The organism is Parasediminibacterium paludis, assembly GCF_042651445.1.
In the GTDB taxonomy this organism is placed as follows: Bacteria; Bacteroidota; Bacteroidia; order Chitinophagales; family Chitinophagaceae; genus Parasediminibacterium; species Parasediminibacterium paludis.
In genome coordinates this window covers 222,203-244,003 of record NZ_JBHSDC010000003.1, presented here as the reverse complement: position 1 = coordinate 244,003, position 21,801 = coordinate 222,203, and the positions used below count along the sequence as shown (strand labels likewise).

Sequence of the window (21,801 nt, the reverse complement as noted above, 5' to 3'; positions counted from 1 at the left end):
GTCTATTGCAATTCTAAAATGATTGCCCATGATACGTATATCCTTCACGCTCGTTTCTCATTGTAAATATATTTTAGCTGTTACAGCCATTGTATTTGCTACAAACATAGCTATCGCTCAAAGCAAAACCATTGCCCAATACACGGCAGATGCACCATTTAAAATGCCTGTAGTTGCATTACCAAGTTTTGCCAATAAAACATTTAACATTACAGATTTTGGCGCTGTTGCCGATGGTAAAACGCTTAACACAGAAGCTATTGCAAAAGCCATCAATACTTGTAATAAAGCAGGTGGTGGGATGGTAATTATTCCTGCTGGTACATGGCTTACAGGGCCTATTGAACTAAAAAGCAATGTGAACCTTCATGTAGAGAAAGATGCCATTGTTCAGTTTACAGCGGATCATAATTTATACCCAATGATTAAAGCTGGTTTGGGTAGTACCAAGTTAGTACCAGCCTCACCTATTTATGGTTATGGGCTCAATAATATTGCTATCACGGGTAGTGGCATATTTGATGGCGCAGGTGATAGCTGGCGCCCTGTAAAAAAATCTAAGGTAAGCCCTGCAGTTTGGAACCATATGATTACTGGCGGGGGCGCATTAAGTAGCGACGGTAAAGTATACTGGCCTGATAGAAATATGATGACTAACGATATTCGTCCTTACATGTTGTACCTAGTAGGTTGCAACAATATTTTGGTTGAAAATGTAACCCTACGCAATTCGCCAAAGTTTGTTTTTTACCCAACCAAATGTACCAATCTGAGCATTATTGGTGCCAATATTTATAATGATTGGTGGGCCCAAAATGGTGATGGTATCGATATCAGTGCTTGTAAAAACGTGGTGATTTACAAAACCATAGTAAGCTGTGGTGATGATGGTATTTGTATGAAAAGTAGCGGTACGCCAGATGCAAAAGATAGTGCCAACTTAAGCAATATATTAATTGCAGAATGTACGGTTTATAGGGCCCATGGTGGCTTTGTAATAGGCAGTAATACCGATGGTGGTATGAAAAATATTTATGTTACTAAATGCAATTTTATTGGATCAGATATAGGTGTGCGAATTAAAAGTAATTCTGGTAGAGGCGGTTGGGTACGAGATGTATTTGTAACAAATATTTACATGAAAAGCATTATCAATGAAGCGGTATTATTTGATACCTATTATGATGATGTACCCGCAGGTAAAAAGCCTGGAGAAACCACTAACACGAATGATAAAGTGCCCGACTTTAGAAATATTTATCTCAGCAATATTACTTGCGAAGGCGCGGCTACTGCTATCAGCATTACTGGATTACCTAACATGCCCGTAAAAGATATCTTCTTTGAAAACATGACAATAACTGCAAAAAAAGGCTTTACGAGCAAGAATGCAGAAAACATTTACCTAAAACACGTAACCATTAATGCAAGCAAACCTATTTATGATACCAATGGCTGTAAAAATATTAGTGTTGTAGATTGAGTAGGCTACTGTTTATAAGCTGTGCACTTATTTATAGATATCCCCAAGCCGAGAAGCTTGGGGATATTATCTAATATCAAACATATGTATCGTAGAAAGCTTACTTTACAGTAAGTAAAAAGATAGCGACAACAGCTACGAAGCCCGCAAAACCAAACCATATCCATTTTATAAGCTCTCTATCATCATCTTTCAAAAACAAATAACCTAATATTAATGCAATAGGCCCTAATAGAAAGCCTTTTGTTAACCAACTAATTTTTGAAAGTACGGTTGGTTCATCGTGTTTACTGTAGGCTGTTAATAAGCTTTTTGCTCGCTTTTGGTTCATTTTAAAGGCTAGTCGTTCAAGTGTATTTAGTTTTTTACCTCTCAATTCGCCATATTTTTCTACACTCATACTAGCAAACGCTTTCATCTGTGCTAAATACATTTGTTTAGTGAGAGATGCTTGCTTTGTAACGGTTTCATTAGGTGTAACATTGTTACTAACATTAGCTGGTAAAACTGCGGCGAATGTTTTGCTATTAATTACTAAAAAAATAAAAAGTACAAGCAGTTGTTTAACTTGTTTCATGGTTTTGGTTTTGGTTTTATTTATATGAATAAAGAATAAATATTACTTTTTATGCATTAATAAAATTATAAAAGCCAACTATATTTTAATAATTTTTTTCAGGCAATTATTTATAGAGCTAATATAATACATATTTTATTACAAGTATGATATTTCTTTATTATTGACAAAAATATTTTGTAACACGCAATTCTTATAATAAGCAGCAGTACAAGTTTATTTTACCTCTTAAAATAACTAATCGTTTTTTTAATCACTGTGCCACTACAAAAAGCATTTTGCAACTATTTATCTGTTAGTTTTGAAGTATCGACTATGAAGAAGATTATTCCTTTTGTTTTATTTTCATTGATTGGCTTTGCTGCCAAGGCTACGCATATCGCAGGTGGCGAATTGTACTATCAATACTTAGGACCAGCGGCGGCGGCTAATACAGACAGTTTTAGAATTAGCATGCGCTTATTTAGAGAATGTTCATCACAAGGTGCACCACTAAATGGCGAAGTTGTTAATATTGGCATTTATAATACATCCGATTTATCAAGAGTATCTTCATTGATACTTGCCCAACAATTTGCTTCTAATCCACCTGTTATTCAAAATACACCTGGCATAAATCCATGCTTAAGCGGTAATCCCACAGCCTGTTATCAACTTGGCACATATAGCGCCACGATAGCTTTACCACGAACGCCTTCTGGCTATACTTTATCCTGGATTAGGTGGAGTCGTACAGTGTTACAAAACGTGGTCGGCTCGTCTGTGGGGGCAACTTTTACAACACAAATTCCAGGTACAAACCAATTGCAAAACGGTACAAATAATAGTCCCCAGTTTGTTATTAAAGACACTACTATTGTATGTAGACAAACGAATTTTAGATTAGACTTTAGCGCAGTAGATATAGACGGCGATTCATTATCCTACAAATTTGCGCCAGCTTACGACGCAGGCGCTGGAGATGTTACCAATTCGCCCAACCCTATTCCACCTAGCTTTCTCTCTTTGCCAACCGTTAATTATTCTGCACCCTATACTGGTTTTGCACCATTGGGAAGTTCTGTAACCATCAATCAAGCAACGGGTGTTATTACGGGTGTTGCGCCAGCTACTGGCAAATATGCGGTGTGTGTTATTGTTGAAGAGTGGCGTAATGGCATACTACTAAACAAACATAGAAAAGATTTTATTTTAAACATTGCAGATTGCTCAATTTCTGGTGCGCAACTACAACCTAGCTATCTTAATTGCAACGACTTAACGTTCACTTTTACCAACCTTTCATCAGCGTCTAATATAGTAAGTTATCTGTGGACGTTTGGTGAGCCTTTAAGAGGCAGTTTGGATAGTTCTACCTCGCCTATTGCGACACACATTTATAAAGATACTGGTGTATTTGTGGCCAAACTTAAAGTAACAGCATCGGGCGGTTGCGTAGATTCTACCACAACTACCGTGAGCGCTTTTCCTGGTTTTGTTGCCAACTTTAAAGTAACTGGGAGTTGTTTAATTAACCCTTATCAATTTACAGACTTAACGGTAAGTAAATATGGTTTGGTAAATAGTTGGACTTGGAATTTTGGAGAAACCACCGTTACTACCGATACTTCTACATTACGCAATCCTACTTATCAATATCCTGTCATTGGCACTAAAAACGTCACACTATTGGTAAAAGATAGCAAAGGCTGCTCTTCTACATTAACACAAAACATTACCATACCAGATAAGCCCAGTATTGACCTACCATTTAAAGATACCCTTATTTGTAGCATTGATACATTGCAATTATTTGCCACAAGCTCTGGAGGTACATTTTCGTGGACACCTGTAGCAACTATCAGAAATCCTAACACCGCCAATCCATTTGTGGCACCAAAAGACACAACAGTTTATTATGTAACAGTAAATAATAATGGCTGTATTAATACAGATTCTGTAAAAGTTAATGTGCTTGATTTTATTAAAGTAAATGCAGGTCCAGATACTGCCATTTGCCAAAAAGATATTATACAATTACACCCTATTAGCGATGCTTTAAGTTATGCGTGGTTGGCTTCTACTGGTGTGGCTGTACCTGCGGTTAAGAATCCTAGTATTCAGCCCTTGGTAACCACAACCTATTATGTTACTGCTAATTTGGGTAAATGTCAAGATAAAGATACTGTAACAGTTACTGTAAATCCTTATCCGATGGTATCAGCTAGCGGAAATGCAAGCATTTGTTTTGGCAATAGGGTTCAGCTAAATGCCACCATTGTGGGCGATACATTTACATGGTCGCCTACAAGGAGCATGATTAATAGCAATACACTAAGCCCTACTGTTGGCCCTATCAAAACTACTAATTATATCATAAGTGTTACGAATACTACGGGCTGCTTAAAAACCGTCACTGATACTTTAACCGTAACTGTAATACCACCTGTAAATGTATTTGCTGGCAGGGATACCAGTGTGGTTATCAATCAGCCATTACAATTAACTGCTACTACAAATAGTGATACTTTAACCACAAGTTTTTTGTGGACGCCATCCACTTGGCTAAATAGCAGTACCATTTACAATCCAATTGCTACGATATCAAGCCCAATAGATTCTATTAAATACAAAGTAAGAGCCACTACCACAGGGGGTTGTTATGGGGAAGATGATATATTAGTGCATGTGTATAGAAATGCACCAGACATTTTGGTACCAAGTGGTTTTACTCCAAATGGTGATGGCAAAAATGATATAATCAAAGCCATACCCATCGGTATAAAAACCTTTCAGTACTTTAATGTGTATAACAGACTAGGGCAATTATTATATTCTAGCCCAGAAATAGGTAAAGGTTGGGATGGTAATTTTGCCGGTAATGCGCAACCGCCTGGTACTTATGTGTATAGCACTCAGGGAATCGATTATTTGGGCAATATTATTTTTAAAAAAGGAACAGTAGTCTTAATACGATAATTTTTATTGCAAAAGTTATTTATAAGATGATGTCAGGATGTTTTGCTAAAAGGTTAGAAAACGATGTGGCTGTACGCCCATTTGGTGAAATAAAATAATTATGAATAAAACAATATTAATTACAGGCGCTACTTCTGGCTTTGGTAAAGCTATTGCAGAAAAATTTGCAGCAGCGAGTTATAACTGCATCATCACGGGTAGAAGACAAGATAGGTTGTATGCAGTTGCAGACGATTTGCGCAAACAATATGGTGTAGATGTATTACCATTAGTATTTGATGTACAAGATAGAGCAGCCGTTTTTGCAGCCATCAATAGTATTTCTGATGCTTGGCAAAACATAGATATTTTGGTAAATAATGCTGGCCTGGCGCTAGGTAGAGATAGTTTTGAGAATGCAAGCTTAGATGATTGGGATACCATGATTGATAGCAATGTAAAAGGTTTGCTATATGTAAGTAAAGCGGTTCTGCCGTATATGACTGACCGCAAACATGGACATATTTTTAATATGGGTTCGGTGGCAGCCAAACAAGTCTATAAAGATGGAAATGCCTACTGTGCTACTAAGCAAGCTGTGGATGCCATTAGCCAAAGTATGCGAATAGATTTGCTCCAACATGGTATAAAAGTTACTGCTATTCATCCCGGTGCTGCCGATACAGAATTTTCGATGGTTCGCTTTAAAGGTGATGAGACCAAAGCTGCGCAAATTTACCAAGGCTACGAACCACTACATGCACACGACATTGCAGATATTGTGTTTTACTGCGCTACATTGCCAACACATGTTTGTATTAACGACTTAGTAGTTACTTGTACTGCACAAGCCAATGGTATTTATTTTCACAAGTAAATATTCTTAATTTGAAATTTATAGTTTGAGAGTAAATCCACATCAGACATTATTCTATCATTCAAATCATTACAGTCAGTGATTTCGCTACTAAAATCATACATCAACAGTTTTAGCCACTTAATTTACCCGCATAATTGCGAAGGCTGTGGTACCGATGTATTAAATGATGATAGTTATTTATGTGCAAAATGTTTACATGATCTGCCTATAACAGGCTTTGTAGCCACAGCCAACAACCCAGTAGAACAAAGCTTTTATGGCAAACTACAAGTGGAAGCTGCAGCTAGTGGTTTTTATTTCCATAAAGATGGTTTAGTACAACATTTAGTAACGCAGCTAAAATATAAGAACCATCAAGAAATGGGTGTTTTTTTGGGTAAACTGATTGGTCATCAATTAAGCGCTACAGATAGATTTGATTCAGTAGATGTATTGGTACCATTACCACTTAACCACCGTAAAGAAGACAAAAGAGGTTATAATCAAGCGACACTTATTTGCGAAGGTATTAGCCAAACTTGGCCAAAATTAATTTGTACCGATGTAGTTAAGCGTACCATTTTCACAGAATCGCAAACAAGCAAAACACGAATTGACCGTTGGCAAAATATGGAAGGTGTGTTTGAACTATCCAATGCCAATAGTATTGCGGGCAAGCACGTATTGCTTGTAGATGATGTTACTACCACTGGCGCAACGCTTGAAGCCTGTGGCTGCGAAATATTAAAAGCACCAAACACTACACTGAGTATTGTAACGGTTGCCTTTGCTATTTAATTACACACTATTTTTACAAAATGAGATGTTATACCCTTGCAATTGCTTCGCTACTTATCCTCATTGTATCTTCATGTAAAAAGGAAAGCATCATTACTAGTGCCGATGCATTGTTACACTTATCGGAAGATACCTTACATTTCGACACCGTATTTACCAGTACTGGCTCTACCACACAATTTTTTCGTATTTATAATCCTAATAATCAGAAGCTAATTTTAAGTAGTGTGCAACTAATGGGTGGTAGTAATTCTTTTTTTAAAATGAATATTGACGGCTATTCAGGCACAAACTTGCCTAATATAGAAATTGCAGCTAATGACAGTATTTATGGCTTTGTTACGGTAAGTATCAATCCTAATTCGGCTAATTTACCTTTTGTTGTGCGCGATAGTATACAAATTAATTACAATGGGAATAGTCGTTTTTTGCAGTTAGAAGCCTATGGTCAAAATGCGCGTTTTTTAAGAAATGCTACAGTAACCAAAGACACCACTTGGACCAATACTTTACCAATTGTACTGCTTGGCGTATTTACGGTAAATGATGGTAAAACACTTACCATTAATAAAGGTACAAAAGTGTATTTGCATGCAGATGCGCCAATGCTTGTAAATGGAACGCTGAAAGCCATTGGGGAAAAATACGATAGTACACGTATCAGTTTTCAGAGTGATAGAATAGATTCACCTTATAATAATTATCCTGGCGCATGGCCAGGTATTTATTTTACCCAAAACAGTAATAATAATATTATGCAATATTGCATTATTAAAAATGCTTATCAAGGTACAATTGCTCAATCGCCTGCTGCAAGCACCAAGCTTACTTTAAACGAATGTATTTTAGACAATATTTATGATATAGCAATAGGGGGCAATAACAGTAGTATTGCCGCTCGTAACTGTTTAATTAACAATTGTGGCTATAATTTGTACATCACCAGCGGTGGTAATTATAGTTTTAACCATTGCACTTTTGTAACTATTGGCAATACTTATATCGACCATAAAAATTCAGCAGTTACGCTTAGCAATACCAATAGCAGCAATCAAATAAATCCACTAGCGGTAACTATTCAAAATAGTATAATTTATGGCGAAGGTGGCTTGGTAGATGACGAAATTACTATGGCAAAAAATACCAGCTCAGCATTTAATGTGCTACTAACCAATATACTATACAAAACAAAAACTGATATTTCAGCCAATGCAACTATTACCAACAGTATTAAAAATGCGTTGCCCCTATTTGACAGTATAGACGTTGGTAACCGATACTTCAACTTTCGTTTAAAAGCCACCTCACCTTGTATTGATAAAGGTATAGCAACTGGTGTTATTACTGATTTAGACGGGAATCCAAGAATTGTGGGCAATTTGCCAGATTTAGGTTGCTACGAAAAGCAATAGTACTTTTTACCATATAGTCGCAAAGGGATCGTAGTCTGTTGTTTATCAGTATATTAATAAGTAAATGATAAATTCCATGAATTATTGGCAAGCCATTTATCATTTTGTAGAATAATTACAACTTTATTAGCTCAAATTTGTTCTATAAAAAAATTATTACCATGAAATATTTCTTAACACTAACAGCAATCGTTATGCTATCAGCATTTACTATGCCAGCCAATACTTCAATCCACAGCTTTAAAGTAAAAAGTATAGATGGTGGTGTGATTGATTTTTCAAAGTACAAAGGCAAAAAAATCTTAATTGTCAATGTAGCTTCACAATGTGGTTTTACGCGTCAGTACGAAGGTTTACAAAAATTGTATGAAGCGCATAAAGACAAACTAGTAATTGTAGGTTTTCCTGCCAATAATTTTGGCAGCCAAGAACCAGGTAGTGATGGTGAAATTTTACAATTCTGTAAAGCACGGTTTGGTGTTACCTTTCCTATGGCTAGTAAAATTAGCGTGAAAGGCGATGACACTGCCCCAATATACAAATGGTTAACTAGTAAGAACGAAAATGGTGTATTAGATGCCACTATCGGTTGGAACTTCAATAAATTCTTACTAGACGAAAACGGTAAAATGCTTGCTTATTTTCCTAGTAATATAGAGCCCGATAGTGAAGAAATTGTCAAAAGATTGAAATAATCGACCGATAATAGATCGATAAGATTTAAAGGACAGCCATGCGGCTGTCTTTTTTTATGGCGAAATTTTGGCAACATAAAAAATAGTCATGCAATTTAAGCACTATCATCACAATTTTATTTGAATCATTTAAATCACAATCCTAAATCCTTAAGCAACTATTATCTTCGTTGCAATGCAGTTTAAAGATGTTATTGGTCAGCATGAGGTAAAGCAACATTTGGTTGAAATGGTGCAGCAAAACCGTTTAAGCCATGCTTTATTGTTTTTGGGTAAAGAAGGTAGCGGCGCCTTGCCACTAGCTTTAGCTTTTGCGCAGTTTGTCGTTTGCCAGCCTACAGCCCCGCCGGTTGTTGAAGATTTATTTGGTGGATTTAGTGCATTAGAAGTCAAGCCAAGTTTTGTTTTGCCAGAAGAACTGCCTGCACAATCAGGTTTTCAGCGGGCAGAACAATTAATGCATCCTGACATTCATTTTGCTTACCCAGTAATACCACGCAAAAGTGGCGATAAACCAAAAAGCACAGATTATATAGCCGAATGGCGAGAATTTATTCAGCAATCGCCCTATAGCAACGTGTACGATTGGCTACAATTTATAGGCGCAGATAATAAACAAGGAAATATTACGGCTGAGGAATGTAACGACATTATGCGTCAGCTAAGCCTAAAAAGCTTTGAGAGCGAGTACAAGGTGCTAGTGCTTTGGATGCCTGAATACTTGGGCAAAGAAGGCAACAAACTTCTAAAGCTGATAGAAGAACCGCCACCAAATACATTGTTTATTTTAGTGGCAGAAAATGAAGAGCAAATTATACAAACCATCCTTAGCCGCTGCCAGCTTGTAAAAGTGCCTAGGCTAGAAGATAAAGAGGTAGAAGCTGCTCTAATAGAACGTGCTAATACCTCTGCAACAATAGCTGCACAAACGGCTGCCATTTGCGAAGGTAACTATCTTGAAGCCTTACAGCTATTGCAACATAACGAGGAAGATTGGTTGAGCCTTTTGAAAGAATGGTTAAATAGTACGTTAGTTGGCGGCCCCGTAGCACAAATAAAATTTACCGAAGATATCAGCAAACTAGGACGTGAAAAACAGAAACAATTCTTGCGTTTTTTTAGCCATTTAATAGAGCAAAGTGTACGTATAAAAGTGTTGGGTGCAGATAGTTTTGCTATTGCAGAAGCCCAAAAAGAATTTGCTTTGCGGTTAAATAAAATTGCTTCCGTTAGTCAGCAGCAAGCCATTGTAGAAGAGCTAGATAAAGCAGCTTACTATATAGAGCGCAATGCTAACGGCAAGATGCTATTTCAAGCATTAACCATTAAGCTGTTCCATATTTTAAAGAATGGTGTGGTGGTAGAAGTGTAAAACCTTTCATTTTAACTAAACAAATCACCAGACAAATATTTCATGCCTGAATCGCAAGCCACTGTAACCAATGTATGCCCTTTGCCTAGTTGCTTGCCTAATTCAATAGCTGCAAAAACATTTAACCCTGTAGAAGTTCCTGCAAAAATGCCTTCTTGTGATGCTAATAATCTGGCAGTTGCTCTTGCATCAGTTTCTTCAAAAGCAATTGCTTCATCGTAAGTGCCAGGTTGTAATATCGGTGGTATTATGCCAGCAGCAGTACCTTCTATCCTATGGCTGCCTTTTATACCTGTCGTTATAAATGCAGATGAGGTTGGTTCTAATGCTATTAATTTTATATTCTCATTTGCTATTCTCAATGCCTTACCAGCACCAGCCAACATGCCGCCAGTACCAACAGCCGCACAAAAGACATCAATAGGTTTATTTAATTGCTCGATAATTTCTTGCCCTAATTTATAATGCCCAGCTAGCGCATCTTCATTTACAAATTGTTTGGTCCAATAATAATTACCACGGGCTTCAATTTCTTTTACTCTTGCTTCCATTCTTACAAATAAATCAGGCGTAATTCTACCTTCAACGCTTGGTACTATGTCTAATTCGGCACCAAATAATTGTATGGTTTGTAATTTTTCTTTTGCAAACGCATCAGAAGAAACCGCTCTAAAAGGATAACCTTTTACTGCACAAACAAAGGCTAAAGATGTACCTGTACTACCGCCAGTATATTCAACTACAGACATGCCTTTTTGTAAAGCACCACGCTTCTCAGCTTCTTCTATTATAGCCAATGCCATTCTATCTTTATAAGAACCCGTAGGATTGTAATACTCAAGTTTCACATAAATATCTGCACAGTTTTCAGGCACTATTTTATTCAATTGTACCAAAGGTGTATTGCCAATGACTTGTAACATATTGTTGCTGGTACTAGATTGCATGAGTTGGCTATTTAATAAAAAATGAGTAATGAAATATATTGATGCTTTTACAAACACTAATATACTTCATTACTCATAAAACATTCGGCAAATTAAATCCTACTGATACAACCCATTAAACAAAAACTTAAACGTTCCATAAGGCTGAGCCCTAAACGTAATTTCTGGGCCAAAAGCATACAAATTTCCTTTGCCTACTTTGGCTGTAAATGCGGCGACACCCCCATTTAAATAGGACTGACCCCAAGCCCAACCACTGCGCAAACTTTGTGCACTTGCGAACCATGCCAATGGCTTAATAGTACCTTTCGATTGGCCTTCTGGCAGAATATTAAACACTGGGCTAGCATCAAAATAAACATCTGCTTGCGATGGCATACCATAAGCACCCAACTGAGTGGTATCAACACTTACTTTTAAAATGCTACCAGGAATATAAAATTTTTCACTGGGCAAGTTTTTTTCTACGCCATTTACAGTTTCAACTAAGGCATTTTTTACTGGTAAATTTAAATGGTAGGCTAAATTAGTACTGCTCCCAATGGTGATGATATTACCCCCATCTTCTAAAAATTGTTTAAGCTGAGGAATGGATTTTGCAGCAGTAATTTTACCTAAACGGTTACGATACGCTTCGGGTATTGAATCTGCTTTTGGTTCTTCAAAACCACCAAAACCTCTACCAATAGTTCCAGTTAACGAGGGAATAGCACCCCCTACAAACACAATTACATCATATTTATTTTTTAGCTTACCTGTGTCGATATCTTTCGTATAAATCACCTCTGTTGCAAAGTGGTATTGCTCCATGATTAAACGCAACCATCCAGATGGCATGGAACCACCATAAGCATCCCAAATGGCAATGCGTGCAGGGGTAATTTTAGTAAGATTTGTAGGGCGTGTTGCCAATGTAACCGCATCTACACCGAGGCTTACAATGGCTTGTTCTACCACTGCTTTGTTTTTAGCCGTTGCAAGAATAAAGAATGACCCTTTATTGAAATTATTATACACAGAATCGTCGGTTCTAAATACGTCGATGCCAGCTTTTAATAAATCATTTGCTACCGCAAAAGCATTATTGGTACGAGCATTTAACAAATAGCCAGCCTTTTTTGCCGAAGGTGTAATACTACCTTTTGCCGTTTGTAATTCGCCATAAGCAATCTTTTCAAATGGCCCATCGAATGCCTCTATTTGTCTGTCAAACTGCACACCCATTTGGTATGCAAGCGTCCAACCTGCCGCATCATATGGGGCAATTGGTGGCCCGCCAGGGTATTGAAAATCATTCGGATGATCTTGCGGTTCAAACATATCTAGTATATGCGGCCTAAACGCTTGATTGGTTTTTACTATAAATGAACCTTTAGGATAATTTTTACCAGCAACAATAAAATCTACAGTAGCTTTTTGTACTTGCATACCACTTGTAATTAAAGTATTGATAAAGCGTGTAGCCGTTGCAAAATCTGGCTGATTAGCTGGAATAATATAACCGCGTGCATCACGATATGCTGGCTTTTTTAATACAGAATCGTACAGCCTTACTGGTATAGCATTCCTACCTCTGCCTTCACCACCAGCTTCTTCACTTTTTGGCATACTTGATTGTGAGGCTTGTGCTAGTTTGGTAATTTCAGCAGAGAACTTTGGCGATAACCCCCAATTATCTTTCTCGCCTTTTTGTATAGAAGCTTTGCCCATTTTATAAATGTTGTATAGCAACTCATCTCTGTGTCTTACTGCATAATCTAGTACGCCGTAGTTCAACGATACCGAATAATCTATTGATTGCCTAAAATACCATTTTTGAGGCAACACGGGATAAGGATTGGCACTACTAGGTATTAATCTTTCAGGCACAACTGGTATTTCCATAGGCGTAGGGCTACCAATAATTTCAGTTAACAAACCTACCATATTATGAAAATAAGTTGAGGTACGCAAGCCGCCATTGTACCAAGTAGAATACACCGAACCACCTAGTTTGGTATAACCTGGTTTGCCTTCTGCATTTAAACGGTTAATCATAGACGCACCAACCGCATCTAATTCTGTCATTACCAACGGGTCAAATACATAATTGAATGGATCTCTAAACGGCGGACCAGCTACCACTGAGCCAGCAGGACCCGTTTGGTGGTGATTGTACATAATTTGCGGCAGCCATTCCACAAATAGTTGTCTCCCCATGTTTTGGCTTTCTTTTAGGTTAAACATGTAAAAGTCACGGTTATTATCGTGGCCAGCATATTTCTCGTATAAGCGAGGTAAAAATTGAGTGGAACGCTTTTCTGGTTTTGCTTCACGCATGTACCAATTACTCACTAGTTCTTGCCCATCAGGATTTGCATGTGTCATTAACACAATTACATTATTCAATAAGTTTACGGTTTCAGCATCGGTACGGCTGCTCAATTGCCAAGCAGTTTCTATTAGTTGATGAGCGCCAACTACTTCTGTTGCGTGCAAACCACCATCTATCCACACCACTGCTTTACCTTCACTGGCAAGTGCGTGGGCTTGCTCGTCGGTAAGCCCTTCGGCGTGAGCTAATTGCTGCGAAATAGTTTTGTATTTATCTAAATTTTTGAGGTTTTCTGGCGAAGAAATAATGAGCATATACTGCGTTCTACCTTCTTCGGTTTTGCCAATATCTACCAGTTTTACACGAGGGCTTGTTTCGGCTAGTTTTTTAAAATAAGCAGCTGTTTGGGTGTAGGTAGCTAATTGATAATCATCGCCAATTGCAAAACCAAAATGTTGTTTGGGTGATGGGATGGTTTGGGCAAATATGCTGCTAGAAGTTAGTAACAACAGCAAAGCCCAACCGAAAAAGTGTTTAAATCTCATAGCAAATTGTTTGTGCTACAAGTTTAATTCATTTGTAGAAGTAACGGTAAGAACTTATGTGGGCGGTAAAGTTTCATGCACCTAAATAAACGATACCATTTTATTTATCATATATCAGTACGTTACATTTACTTTTTTAAAAGATTAAGATATTGAAAGAATGTAACAGCATCTGTTTCCTTTCTTAAATTAAGCTTATTGTCTTTTATCCACTGCTCAGCTTCTTTATCAGGGTTTACCATTGCAGTGATATTTGCGCTATTCAATGCTCTTAGTGGCGAAACAATGTTATCTACCGCAATGGCATAATTACTAGTGGTATAAAAACTTGATGCCGTTTTTTTTGCCTCAAGTTCATTTAATGGGACTGTTCTGATCAATGCTCTTTGAAGCTCGAGTAATTTATATTTTCCATCGGCCAAAACTCTATAAAATGCATACCCATTTTTAATTTTAGTATCAGGAAATGCTTCAAATTTTGCAAACACTTTGGAAGTATCTTTTTCGCTAAAGAAAATAACTTTCTGAACGATTCCAGCTATAGCCTCTAATTCTGTCCCTTTATTATCGATATATAGCACATCACTTGTATAAATATTAAGTTTCACATTTTGCAGCTTCACAGAATTACCCCCTTTTAAAACCAAAACAGCAGGATACCATTTTTCGTTCCAAAAGGGCGTACCTTCTACATCTGCATAAGTTAAAACTGTGGTATTTTTCTGCCCTACTTTTGATGGATCGTAATAACTGACAGAGCCATAATTGCCACCTGTACCACCTGGATCTGAAATTTGAACAGGTTGGGTTTGTGCTTGAGCAGAGAACCAACACAGAAAAACAGCTATCAATAAATAAATAAGGCGCATAGAAAATAATTTTAAAAAATAGTTGACGTAAAATAGTGATAATTTCTATGCGCTTTACATTTTTATTCTGATGGGTAAACAATTCGATAGTAAGAGAATTACTATTTATCAATTAAAGCTCTAAAAGATAATTTTGAGTTTCAAAATAAATTATTTTATAATATTTTAAAAGGAAAAAATGTCTTTTACTTATTCGGTATTTCTTACAAAAGAATCAAACCAATTATATTTCCACATACAGAATTTATATTTAACTAATAATCTATAAGTAAGCTTTTCAAATTATCCACCCAAAAAAATAATTAATTACCTATTTTTGGAGTTAGAGGTTAATGTGTTGGTGTTGTATTGGCTTTGTGATAGTTTGATGGAGAGATAGTTGTATAAGTATCCCGAATGGTTGATGATATAGATGGTTTGATGGGTTTTAACAAAAGGATTTCGCAATTGGTAAACTGAACCAATGATCGAGCACATTCGGCATAATGCTTCTCTTATTGGTCTATTCTACTGCTTCTTAAGCACAATATCTACAAAGGTTTTACGTATCTGTATTATTTAGCCTCAACAAAGAACAAAGCGTACAAGTGAGTGACACAACAAAAGCTCAATAGTAGCACTAAAGTTGGTTACAAAAGCACTACGCTACAATCAAATTTTAGTTTAACACAGAAAAATGTAATATACAATGGCTTGTGGATCTTGTGGTACAAAACCTGGCGGCTGTAAAAGCAATGGCGGTTGTAGTACCGGTAGTTGTAACCGTATGAATGTGCATGACTGGCTAAATAACTTACCAATTGCTGATGTAGAAAGCAGTTGCAAGGTACTTGAAGTAAGTTTTAAACAAGGCAGTAGAAAAGAATTTTATAGAAATACATCGTCTCATTATTTTGAAAAAGGTGATTTTGTGACGGTAGAAGGCGTAGGCGGTTTTGATGTGGGAGAGGTAAGTTTAAGTGGCGAACTCGTGCGCTTACAACTTAAAAAACGGGGTGTGGATGAGTTTAGCCAAGAGATGAAAAAAGTATTGCGTCCTAGCACTGATAGAGATATTGAAAGTTTTCATATAAGTAAAGGCCGAGAAGCTACGATACAAGCGAGAAGCCGAGAAATTGCGATAGAGTTGAAGCTACAAATGAAGCTAAGCGAAGTCGAGATTCAGGCAGATGGCAAAAAAGCGACTTTTTTTTACACAGCAGATGACAGGGTTGACTTTAGAGAAATGATTAAAATGTTTGCCGCTGAGTTTAAGTTAAAGGTAGAAATGCGTCAAATAGGTATTAGACAAGAAGCAGCAAAAGTTGGTGGTATAGGTAGTTGCGGTAGAGAATTGTGCTGTAGCACTTGGTTGACAGAATTTAAAAGTGTGAACACAACGGCGGCTCGCTACCAAAACTTGTCTATTAACCAAACGAAATTAAGTGGCCAATGTGGGCGCTTAAAATGTTGCTTAAACTACGAATTAGACACTTATTTAGATGCGTTGCAGCAATTTCCTGACAATGCAGATACCATAGAAACCGCTAAAGGAAATGCCTTTTTGATAAAAAAAGATATTTTTAAAAACTTGATGTGGTATATGATACAAGGTGGTAGCAAGCATTATCCACTAACCATACAGCGGGTAAAAGAAATAAAACGCCTGAATGCGCAAGGCATAAGACCTGAAGATTTAGAACCTGTAGATGTAACTACTGGCAAGCCAAAAACAGTAGAACCAACATTTGTAGATGTAGTTGGGCAAATAAGCTTGCAAAGCCTAGATAAAAACGATAGACGCAGAAGAGACGAGGATAGAAACGCTAGAAACCAAGAAAGACGTGGCAATATTGAGCAACGGGGTGCGAATGAGAAGAGAAATGAGCGCCCTCAACAAGGCGCTCCAAGAGAAGCTAGACCTCATCAAATTTCTCAACAACAACGAGGGCCACAACAGCCAAGAGAAGGTGGTAACAATAACCAAAGACCGCCACAAGCTCCTAGAGAAAACAGACCTAATCAGCCACATCAGCGACCACAGCAGCAGCAGCGTGGACCTCAACAGCCGAGAGAAGGTGGTAACAATCATCAAAGGCCACAAGGACCAAGACACCATCAGCGGCCAAACCAAAACCGTGACCGTGGGCCGCAACCCCCTAGAGAAGGTGGTAATAAAACAGAAGAAAAGAAAGATTAATATTTACAAATAAGGGGTTTGTTAGAAACAAATCCCTTATTTATTTTGATGTCTTTTATAATATTTATTGCAGCTTTTTGTAACTAGTAACAATACCTTTAATTAAAGAAGAACTAAAACCTTGGTGTTCCATTTCGTTTAAGCCAGCAATGGTACAGCCTTTAGGTGTAGTTACTTTATCAATCTCTTGCTCTGGATGTGTATTTTTTTGAAGCAATAATTCCGCTGCACCTTTTACAGTTTGCGCAGCAATTAAAGAAGCTATTGAAGCGCTAAAACCAATTTCTATACCACCTTGAATATTGGCACGTATATAACGCATGGCATAAGCAGTACCACAAGCACCCAATACGGTAGCCGCATCCATCAGTTTTTCTTCTATAAATACAGATTGGCCAAGTTGGTTAAATAAATCTTTTACAAACTGACGCTGTTCATTGGTAGTATTGCAATCACTAATACAAGTCATACTTTCTTGAATGGCAATAGCCGTATTTGGCATGGCTCTAAAGATGGCGAAATCATTACCCAAAAGATCTTGCATATCTTTTACCCAAACACCACTTACGACACTTATTAATACATGGCGCTTGCTATCTAACGTTGGTTTTAACTGTTCTAAAACTTCTTTGATCTGAAACGGTTTAATGGCCAAAACAATATAGTCTGCAAAGCCAACAGCTTCTAAATTATCGTTGCTAATAAGTGCTCCCTTTTCTTCTAAAGCCACCAAAGTACTTATGTTACGCTTCGTAATAATAATATGCTGTGGCACAATGAAGCCACTATTAATAAGCCCTTCAGCTATAGAAGCACCTAAATTTCCACCTCCGATTATGGCAATTTTTGTATTCATGATTTATAGTTGAACCGATTTAGATTTTAAAAATTCTACAGCACCCTCAAAGTCTATTTGTGAGGTCGCAACGTTTATAACAAAGTCATATGCCTCAGCTTGTGAAAGTGTAAATATTAGCTGATGCAAACGTAATATAGCATCACATGCAATTAACGCTGTACGCTTGTTACCATCAACAAAGGGATGATTCTTCAAAATACTTTCTAAAATTGCTGCTGCTTTTTCGTAAGGTGTAGGATATAATTCTTCGCCTATAAAAGTAGAAAATGGTCTTTCTATTGCACTTTGTAAATAGCCTTCATCTCTTATACCTTGAGAACCCCCAAACTTTTGAATAGATAATTCATGAAACCGTAAAACATCTTGTAGCGTTATCACTGTGCCAAACGCTTTAATGTATTTTCAAAACGAGAAACGGTGAAGTCAAATAGTTCATCAGCCGTTAATCGAGGTTCATTTGCAGCAGCATTAATTAAATCATTAATCCTTTTTAGTAACACTTCGTCTTGCGTATTATCAATTTTTTCTTTGATAATTTCTTTCATTTCTAATACATTCATAACACAACATTTACCCCAAATTTAATAAATTTTATTGGCAGAGAGGTAATTGCGTACATAATCGTCTACACCAGTTTCTAAAGTGTAGAATGGTTCTGTATAGCCTGCATTATGTAGCTTTTGCATATTGGCTTCGGTAAAATATTGGTACTTATCACGAATATCTAAAGGCATATCTACAAATTCAATATTAGGCTCTAAATCTAAACCTCTGAACGTTGCAGAAGCTAAGGCGTAAAAACTACAAGCCGTGCCTGTGCCTAAATTGTAAAGCCCTGATGTGAGTGCTTGGCTGTTGACCATTGACTTTTCCATCATCCACAACATTACTTTTACTAAATCCTTTACATACACAAAATCACGCAGTTGCTCACCATCTTTAAAATTAGGGTTGTGACTTCTAAACAATTTAACTAGGCCATTGGCTTTTATTTGGTTGAATGAATGCCAAATAACACTAGCCATTCTGCCTTTGTGGTATTCATTAGGTCCATAAATATTAAAAAACTTTAAGCCTGCCCAAAATGGAGGCGTTTCTGTTTGTTGAATGGCCCATTTATCAAACTCATTTTTACTAACGCCATATGGATTTAATGGCTGTAGCTGAAAAGGCAATTCGTGATTATCGTCGTAGCCAAACTCCCCACCACCATAGGTTGCAGCTGATGAAGCGTAAATGATTGGCACTTTATTTTCTGTACAATACTGCCAAATATTTTGCGAATATTCTACGTTTAATGCTTGATGGATCTCGTAGTTAAATTCAGTGGTATCGGTTCTAGCACCAAGGTGAATAACAGCATCTATTTTAGGATTATTTGTAGCTAGCCATTCAAATAGGCTTTGCCTTTCTATTACTTCTGCAAACTGTTTATTTTCCCAATTTCTGCGCTTTTCTTCTACGCCAAAATCATCAACAATGATAATATTACGATAGCCATTGTCGTTTAAAAACTGTATCATGCAAGAGCCAATAAAACCAGCCGCACCAGTAACAATGATACCCCCATCCCCTAAAGGGGCGTTTTTATGATTTTCTATTTGCTGAATATTTTCTTCTTCCATTAGTTAAGCAGTATTAAAATCCCCTTTAGGGGCTAGGGGTTACAAATATTTTTCAATAGCTGTATCGTATTTGTCTTTCCAATCGATAATGCTACCCCAACTATTACCATTTACAGCAATCGAACCATTAGTAACCGTACCTAATTCTACAACAGCAATATTACTTAGTTCCGCGGCTGCCTTTATAGCGGCAGCTTGCACTGCTGTAGCACTTATCACCACTCTACCTTGTGCCTCACCTAGCCAATAAGCGTCTGTTCTAATATCATTATTGGTTGTTGCTACTGTAAAGCCTAAGCTTTTATGGAAACCACTTTCAAGCAAGGTAACTATTAAGCCGCCTTCACTTACGTCATGAGCAGATTGGATAAGTTTTTGGGTAATAATTGTTTTAACAAATTGTTGCACATTAAACTCTTCATCAATATCAAAATATGGCGCTGGTGAATATTCTACACCCTTTAATTTATGTAAATACTCACTTGAACCGATGTCATTTTTTTGATTACCTACCAGTAAAATAACATCGCCTTCTTGTTTGAAGTACATGGTCATTTTGGTAGTAATATCTTCAAGTACACCCACCATACCAATAGTTGGTGTCGGGTACACAGGACCATCAGGATTTTGGTTATAGAAGCTAACATTACCGCCAGTTACAGGTGTATTAAATTTTCTACAAGCATCACCCATACCAGTTACAGCTTTTACAAATTGGTAGTATAATTCAGGGTCGTAAGGATTACCAAAGTTTAAGCAATTGGTTACACCCAAAGGCTCGCCGCCACTACATACAATGTTACGTGCTGCTTCGGCAACAGCTATCATACCACCTACGTATGGATTTGCAAATACATATTTACTGTTGCAATCAACCGTCATAGCTAGTGCTTTACCTGTACCCTTTGCCAATACAATGGCTGCATCGCTTGGGTCATTGGTACTCATGTTTGCAGCACCTACCATGCTATCATATTGTGTGTACACCCAACGTTTGCTGGCAATATTTGGTATTTGAATTAAAGCCTCAATAGTGGTTTTTAGCGCTTCATCATCTGCAATATCTGCAACGCTATTAATGTCAAATGCAGCAATTTTTGCAAAATATTTTGGCTCTATATAATCTCTCGTATATTGTGGTGCACCACCACCAAGTACCAACTCTTCTGCGGGCAATTCGGCTTCTAAAACACCATTCATGTAAAATTTCAACATGCCATCATCAGTTACTTCGCCGATATTACTAGCAGATAAATCCCATTTTTCAAAAATATCTAATACCTCCTTTTCTCTACCTTTTTGCACCACAATCAACATACGTTCCTGGCTTTCACTTAACAGCAATTCCCAAGCTTTCATATCTTTTTGGCGAGTGGGTACTTTCTCTAAATCTATACGCATACCTACGCCACCCTTCGCACTCATTTCGGCAGTAGAGCAGATGATGCCAGCAGCACCCATATCTTGCATACCTACAATAGCATCAGTATCTATCAATTCTAAACAAGCTTCTAATAACTTCTTCTCTTGAAATGGATCACCCACCTGAACTGCTGGTAACTCTTGCACGGAATCAGCATTTATATCGGCGCTGGCAAAACTTGCACCACCAATACCATCTTTACCAGTAGCACTGCCTACAAAAAATACTGGGTTGCCAGTACCTTTTGCCGTAGCACTAATCATTTTATCTGCCTTCATAATACCAACACTCATGGCATTTACCAATGGATTGGTATGGTAGCAATCTTCAAAATACACTTCACCACCTACAGTAGGCACACCAAAGCAGTTGCCATAATGGCCTATACCATGCACCACACCACGTAATAAATGTTGCGTTTTTTTATCTTTTAAATTGCCAAAGCGAAGGCTATTAAGCGATGCAATGGGTCTTGCACCCATAGTAAAAATATCTCTTTGAATTCCACCAACACCTGTTGCTGCACCTTGAAATGGCTCTAAAGCGCTTGGGTGATTGTGGCTTTCTATTTTAAATACCACCCCAAAACCATTACCCATATCCATCAAACCTGCATTTTCTTCCCCTGCTGCTACTAATAGTTTACCACCTTCTCTTGGCAAAGTTTTTAACCATTTAATAGAGTTTTTATAACTACAGTGTTCACTCCACATAGCACTAAAGCTACATAACTCAGTAAAGTTGGGTGTGCGACCAAGTTTTTGTTTTATTAACTCGAATTCCTCTGCGGTAAGACGTAATTGCTCGGCGGTTTTAACGGTAATTTCCATTATAAAAGAAAGTTCATTGGTAATAGGTGATAGTTCATAGAAAATGCCATGAACTATTTGCCATGAACTATGAACTG

17 protein-coding genes are annotated in these 21,801 nt (G+C 37.4%); 8 read left to right on the top strand and 9 right to left on the bottom strand.

Going from position 1 to position 21,801, the window contains the following annotated elements:
- Nucleotides 1-28: 28 nt before the first annotated feature.
- Nucleotides 29-1,483 carry a glycoside hydrolase family 28 protein gene (locus tag ACFOW1_RS04730; RefSeq protein ID WP_379012568.1) on the top strand — a complete coding sequence of 485 codons (1,455 nt, stop codon included), beginning with the start codon at nucleotides 29-31 and terminating at the stop codon, nucleotides 1,481-1,483.
- Nucleotides 1,484-1,583: 100 nt separating this feature from the next.
- Here the strand turns inward: ACFOW1_RS04730 and ACFOW1_RS04725 are convergent, their stop codons facing one another.
- The gene (locus tag ACFOW1_RS04725) at nucleotides 1,584-2,060 is read right to left on the bottom strand and encodes a hypothetical protein (protein WP_379012567.1); all 477 of its coding nucleotides are present in this window, start codon (nucleotides 2,058-2,060) and stop codon (nucleotides 1,584-1,586) included.
- A 315-nt stretch (nucleotides 2,061-2,375) separates the two neighbouring features.
- On the opposite strand from ACFOW1_RS04725, the gene ACFOW1_RS04720 reads away from it, so the two are divergent.
- From ACFOW1_RS04720 to ACFOW1_RS04695, 6 genes are all read left to right on the top strand, one after another.
- Nucleotides 2,376-5,018, top strand: a complete 2,643-nt coding sequence (locus ACFOW1_RS04720; protein WP_379012566.1) for a PKD domain-containing protein — start codon at nucleotides 2,376-2,378, stop codon at nucleotides 5,016-5,018.
- A 100-nt stretch (nucleotides 5,019-5,118) separates the two neighbouring features.
- A complete protein-coding gene (locus ACFOW1_RS04715) occupies nucleotides 5,119-5,874 on the top strand; it encodes an SDR family NAD(P)-dependent oxidoreductase (RefSeq protein ID WP_379012565.1) in 756 nt (251 codons plus the stop codon).
- Nucleotides 5,875-5,952: 78 nt separating this feature from the next.
- Complete coding sequence (locus tag ACFOW1_RS04710) at nucleotides 5,953-6,654, top strand: ComF family protein (RefSeq protein WP_379012564.1); 702 nt, start codon at nucleotides 5,953-5,955, stop codon at nucleotides 6,652-6,654.
- A 20-nt stretch (nucleotides 6,655-6,674) separates the two neighbouring features.
- A complete protein-coding gene (locus tag ACFOW1_RS04705; RefSeq protein WP_379012563.1) occupies nucleotides 6,675-8,066 on the top strand; it encodes a choice-of-anchor Q domain-containing protein in 1,392 nt (463 codons plus the stop codon).
- Between the two features lie 161 nt (nucleotides 8,067-8,227).
- The gene (locus ACFOW1_RS04700) at nucleotides 8,228-8,761 is read left to right on the top strand and encodes a glutathione peroxidase (protein WP_379012562.1); all 534 of its coding nucleotides are present in this window, start codon (nucleotides 8,228-8,230) and stop codon (nucleotides 8,759-8,761) included.
- 175 nt (nucleotides 8,762-8,936) lie between these two features.
- Complete coding sequence (locus ACFOW1_RS04695; RefSeq protein ID WP_379012561.1) at nucleotides 8,937-10,133, top strand: DNA polymerase III subunit; 1,197 nt, start codon at nucleotides 8,937-8,939, stop codon at nucleotides 10,131-10,133.
- An 11-nt stretch (nucleotides 10,134-10,144) separates the two neighbouring features.
- Here ACFOW1_RS04695 and ACFOW1_RS04690 read toward each other — a convergent pair whose 3' ends face one another.
- The 3 genes from ACFOW1_RS04690 to ACFOW1_RS04680 all read right to left on the bottom strand — a co-directional run bounded on the left by ACFOW1_RS04690 (nucleotide 10,145) and on the right by ACFOW1_RS04680 (nucleotide 14,808).
- Nucleotides 10,145-11,080 carry a PLP-dependent cysteine synthase family protein gene (locus ACFOW1_RS04690; protein ID WP_379012560.1) on the bottom strand — a complete coding sequence of 312 codons (936 nt, stop codon included), beginning with the start codon at nucleotides 11,078-11,080 and terminating at the stop codon, nucleotides 10,145-10,147.
- A 99-nt stretch (nucleotides 11,081-11,179) separates the two neighbouring features.
- Nucleotides 11,180-13,939, bottom strand: coding sequence for a M14 family metallopeptidase (locus ACFOW1_RS04685; RefSeq protein ID WP_379012559.1), 2,760 nt, complete (start codon nucleotides 13,937-13,939; stop codon nucleotides 11,180-11,182).
- A 128-nt stretch (nucleotides 13,940-14,067) separates the two neighbouring features.
- Nucleotides 14,068-14,808 (bottom strand): hypothetical protein, encoded by a 741-nt coding sequence (locus tag ACFOW1_RS04680; protein WP_379012558.1) that lies wholly within the window; start codon nucleotides 14,806-14,808, stop codon nucleotides 14,068-14,070.
- Between the two features lie 688 nt (nucleotides 14,809-15,496).
- On the opposite strand from ACFOW1_RS04680, the gene ricT reads away from it, so the two are divergent.
- Nucleotides 15,497-16,987, top strand: coding sequence for a regulatory iron-sulfur-containing complex subunit RicT (gene ricT, locus ACFOW1_RS04675; protein WP_379012557.1), 1,491 nt, complete (start codon nucleotides 15,497-15,499; stop codon nucleotides 16,985-16,987).
- A 64-nt stretch (nucleotides 16,988-17,051) separates the two neighbouring features.
- Here ricT and proC read toward each other — a convergent pair whose 3' ends face one another.
- The 5 genes from proC to purL are packed head-to-tail and all read right to left on the bottom strand — an operon-like array spanning nucleotide 17,052 to nucleotide 21,724.
- Nucleotides 17,052-17,843, bottom strand: coding sequence for a pyrroline-5-carboxylate reductase (gene proC / locus ACFOW1_RS04670; protein WP_379012556.1), 792 nt, complete (start codon nucleotides 17,841-17,843; stop codon nucleotides 17,052-17,054).
- 3 nt (nucleotides 17,844-17,846) lie between these two features.
- Nucleotides 17,847-18,224 carry a type II toxin-antitoxin system death-on-curing family toxin gene (locus tag ACFOW1_RS04665; protein ID WP_379012555.1) on the bottom strand — a complete coding sequence of 126 codons (378 nt, stop codon included), beginning with the start codon at nucleotides 18,222-18,224 and terminating at the stop codon, nucleotides 17,847-17,849.
- Nucleotides 18,221-18,406: a hypothetical protein gene (locus tag ACFOW1_RS04660; RefSeq protein ID WP_379012554.1), complete on the bottom strand. Its 186-nt coding sequence runs from the start codon at nucleotides 18,404-18,406 to the stop codon at nucleotides 18,221-18,223. Before ACFOW1_RS04660 ends, ACFOW1_RS04665 begins: the two co-directional genes overlap by 4 nt.
- Before the next feature lie 21 nt (nucleotides 18,407-18,427).
- A complete protein-coding gene (gene rfaD, locus ACFOW1_RS04655) occupies nucleotides 18,428-19,471 on the bottom strand; it encodes an ADP-glyceromanno-heptose 6-epimerase (RefSeq protein WP_379012553.1) in 1,044 nt (347 codons plus the stop codon).
- Nucleotides 19,472-19,510: 39 nt separating this feature from the next.
- Nucleotides 19,511-21,724 (bottom strand): phosphoribosylformylglycinamidine synthase subunit PurL, encoded by a 2,214-nt coding sequence (gene purL / locus ACFOW1_RS04650; protein WP_379012552.1) that lies wholly within the window; start codon nucleotides 21,722-21,724, stop codon nucleotides 19,511-19,513.
- Between the last annotated feature and the right edge of the window lie 77 nt (nucleotides 21,725-21,801).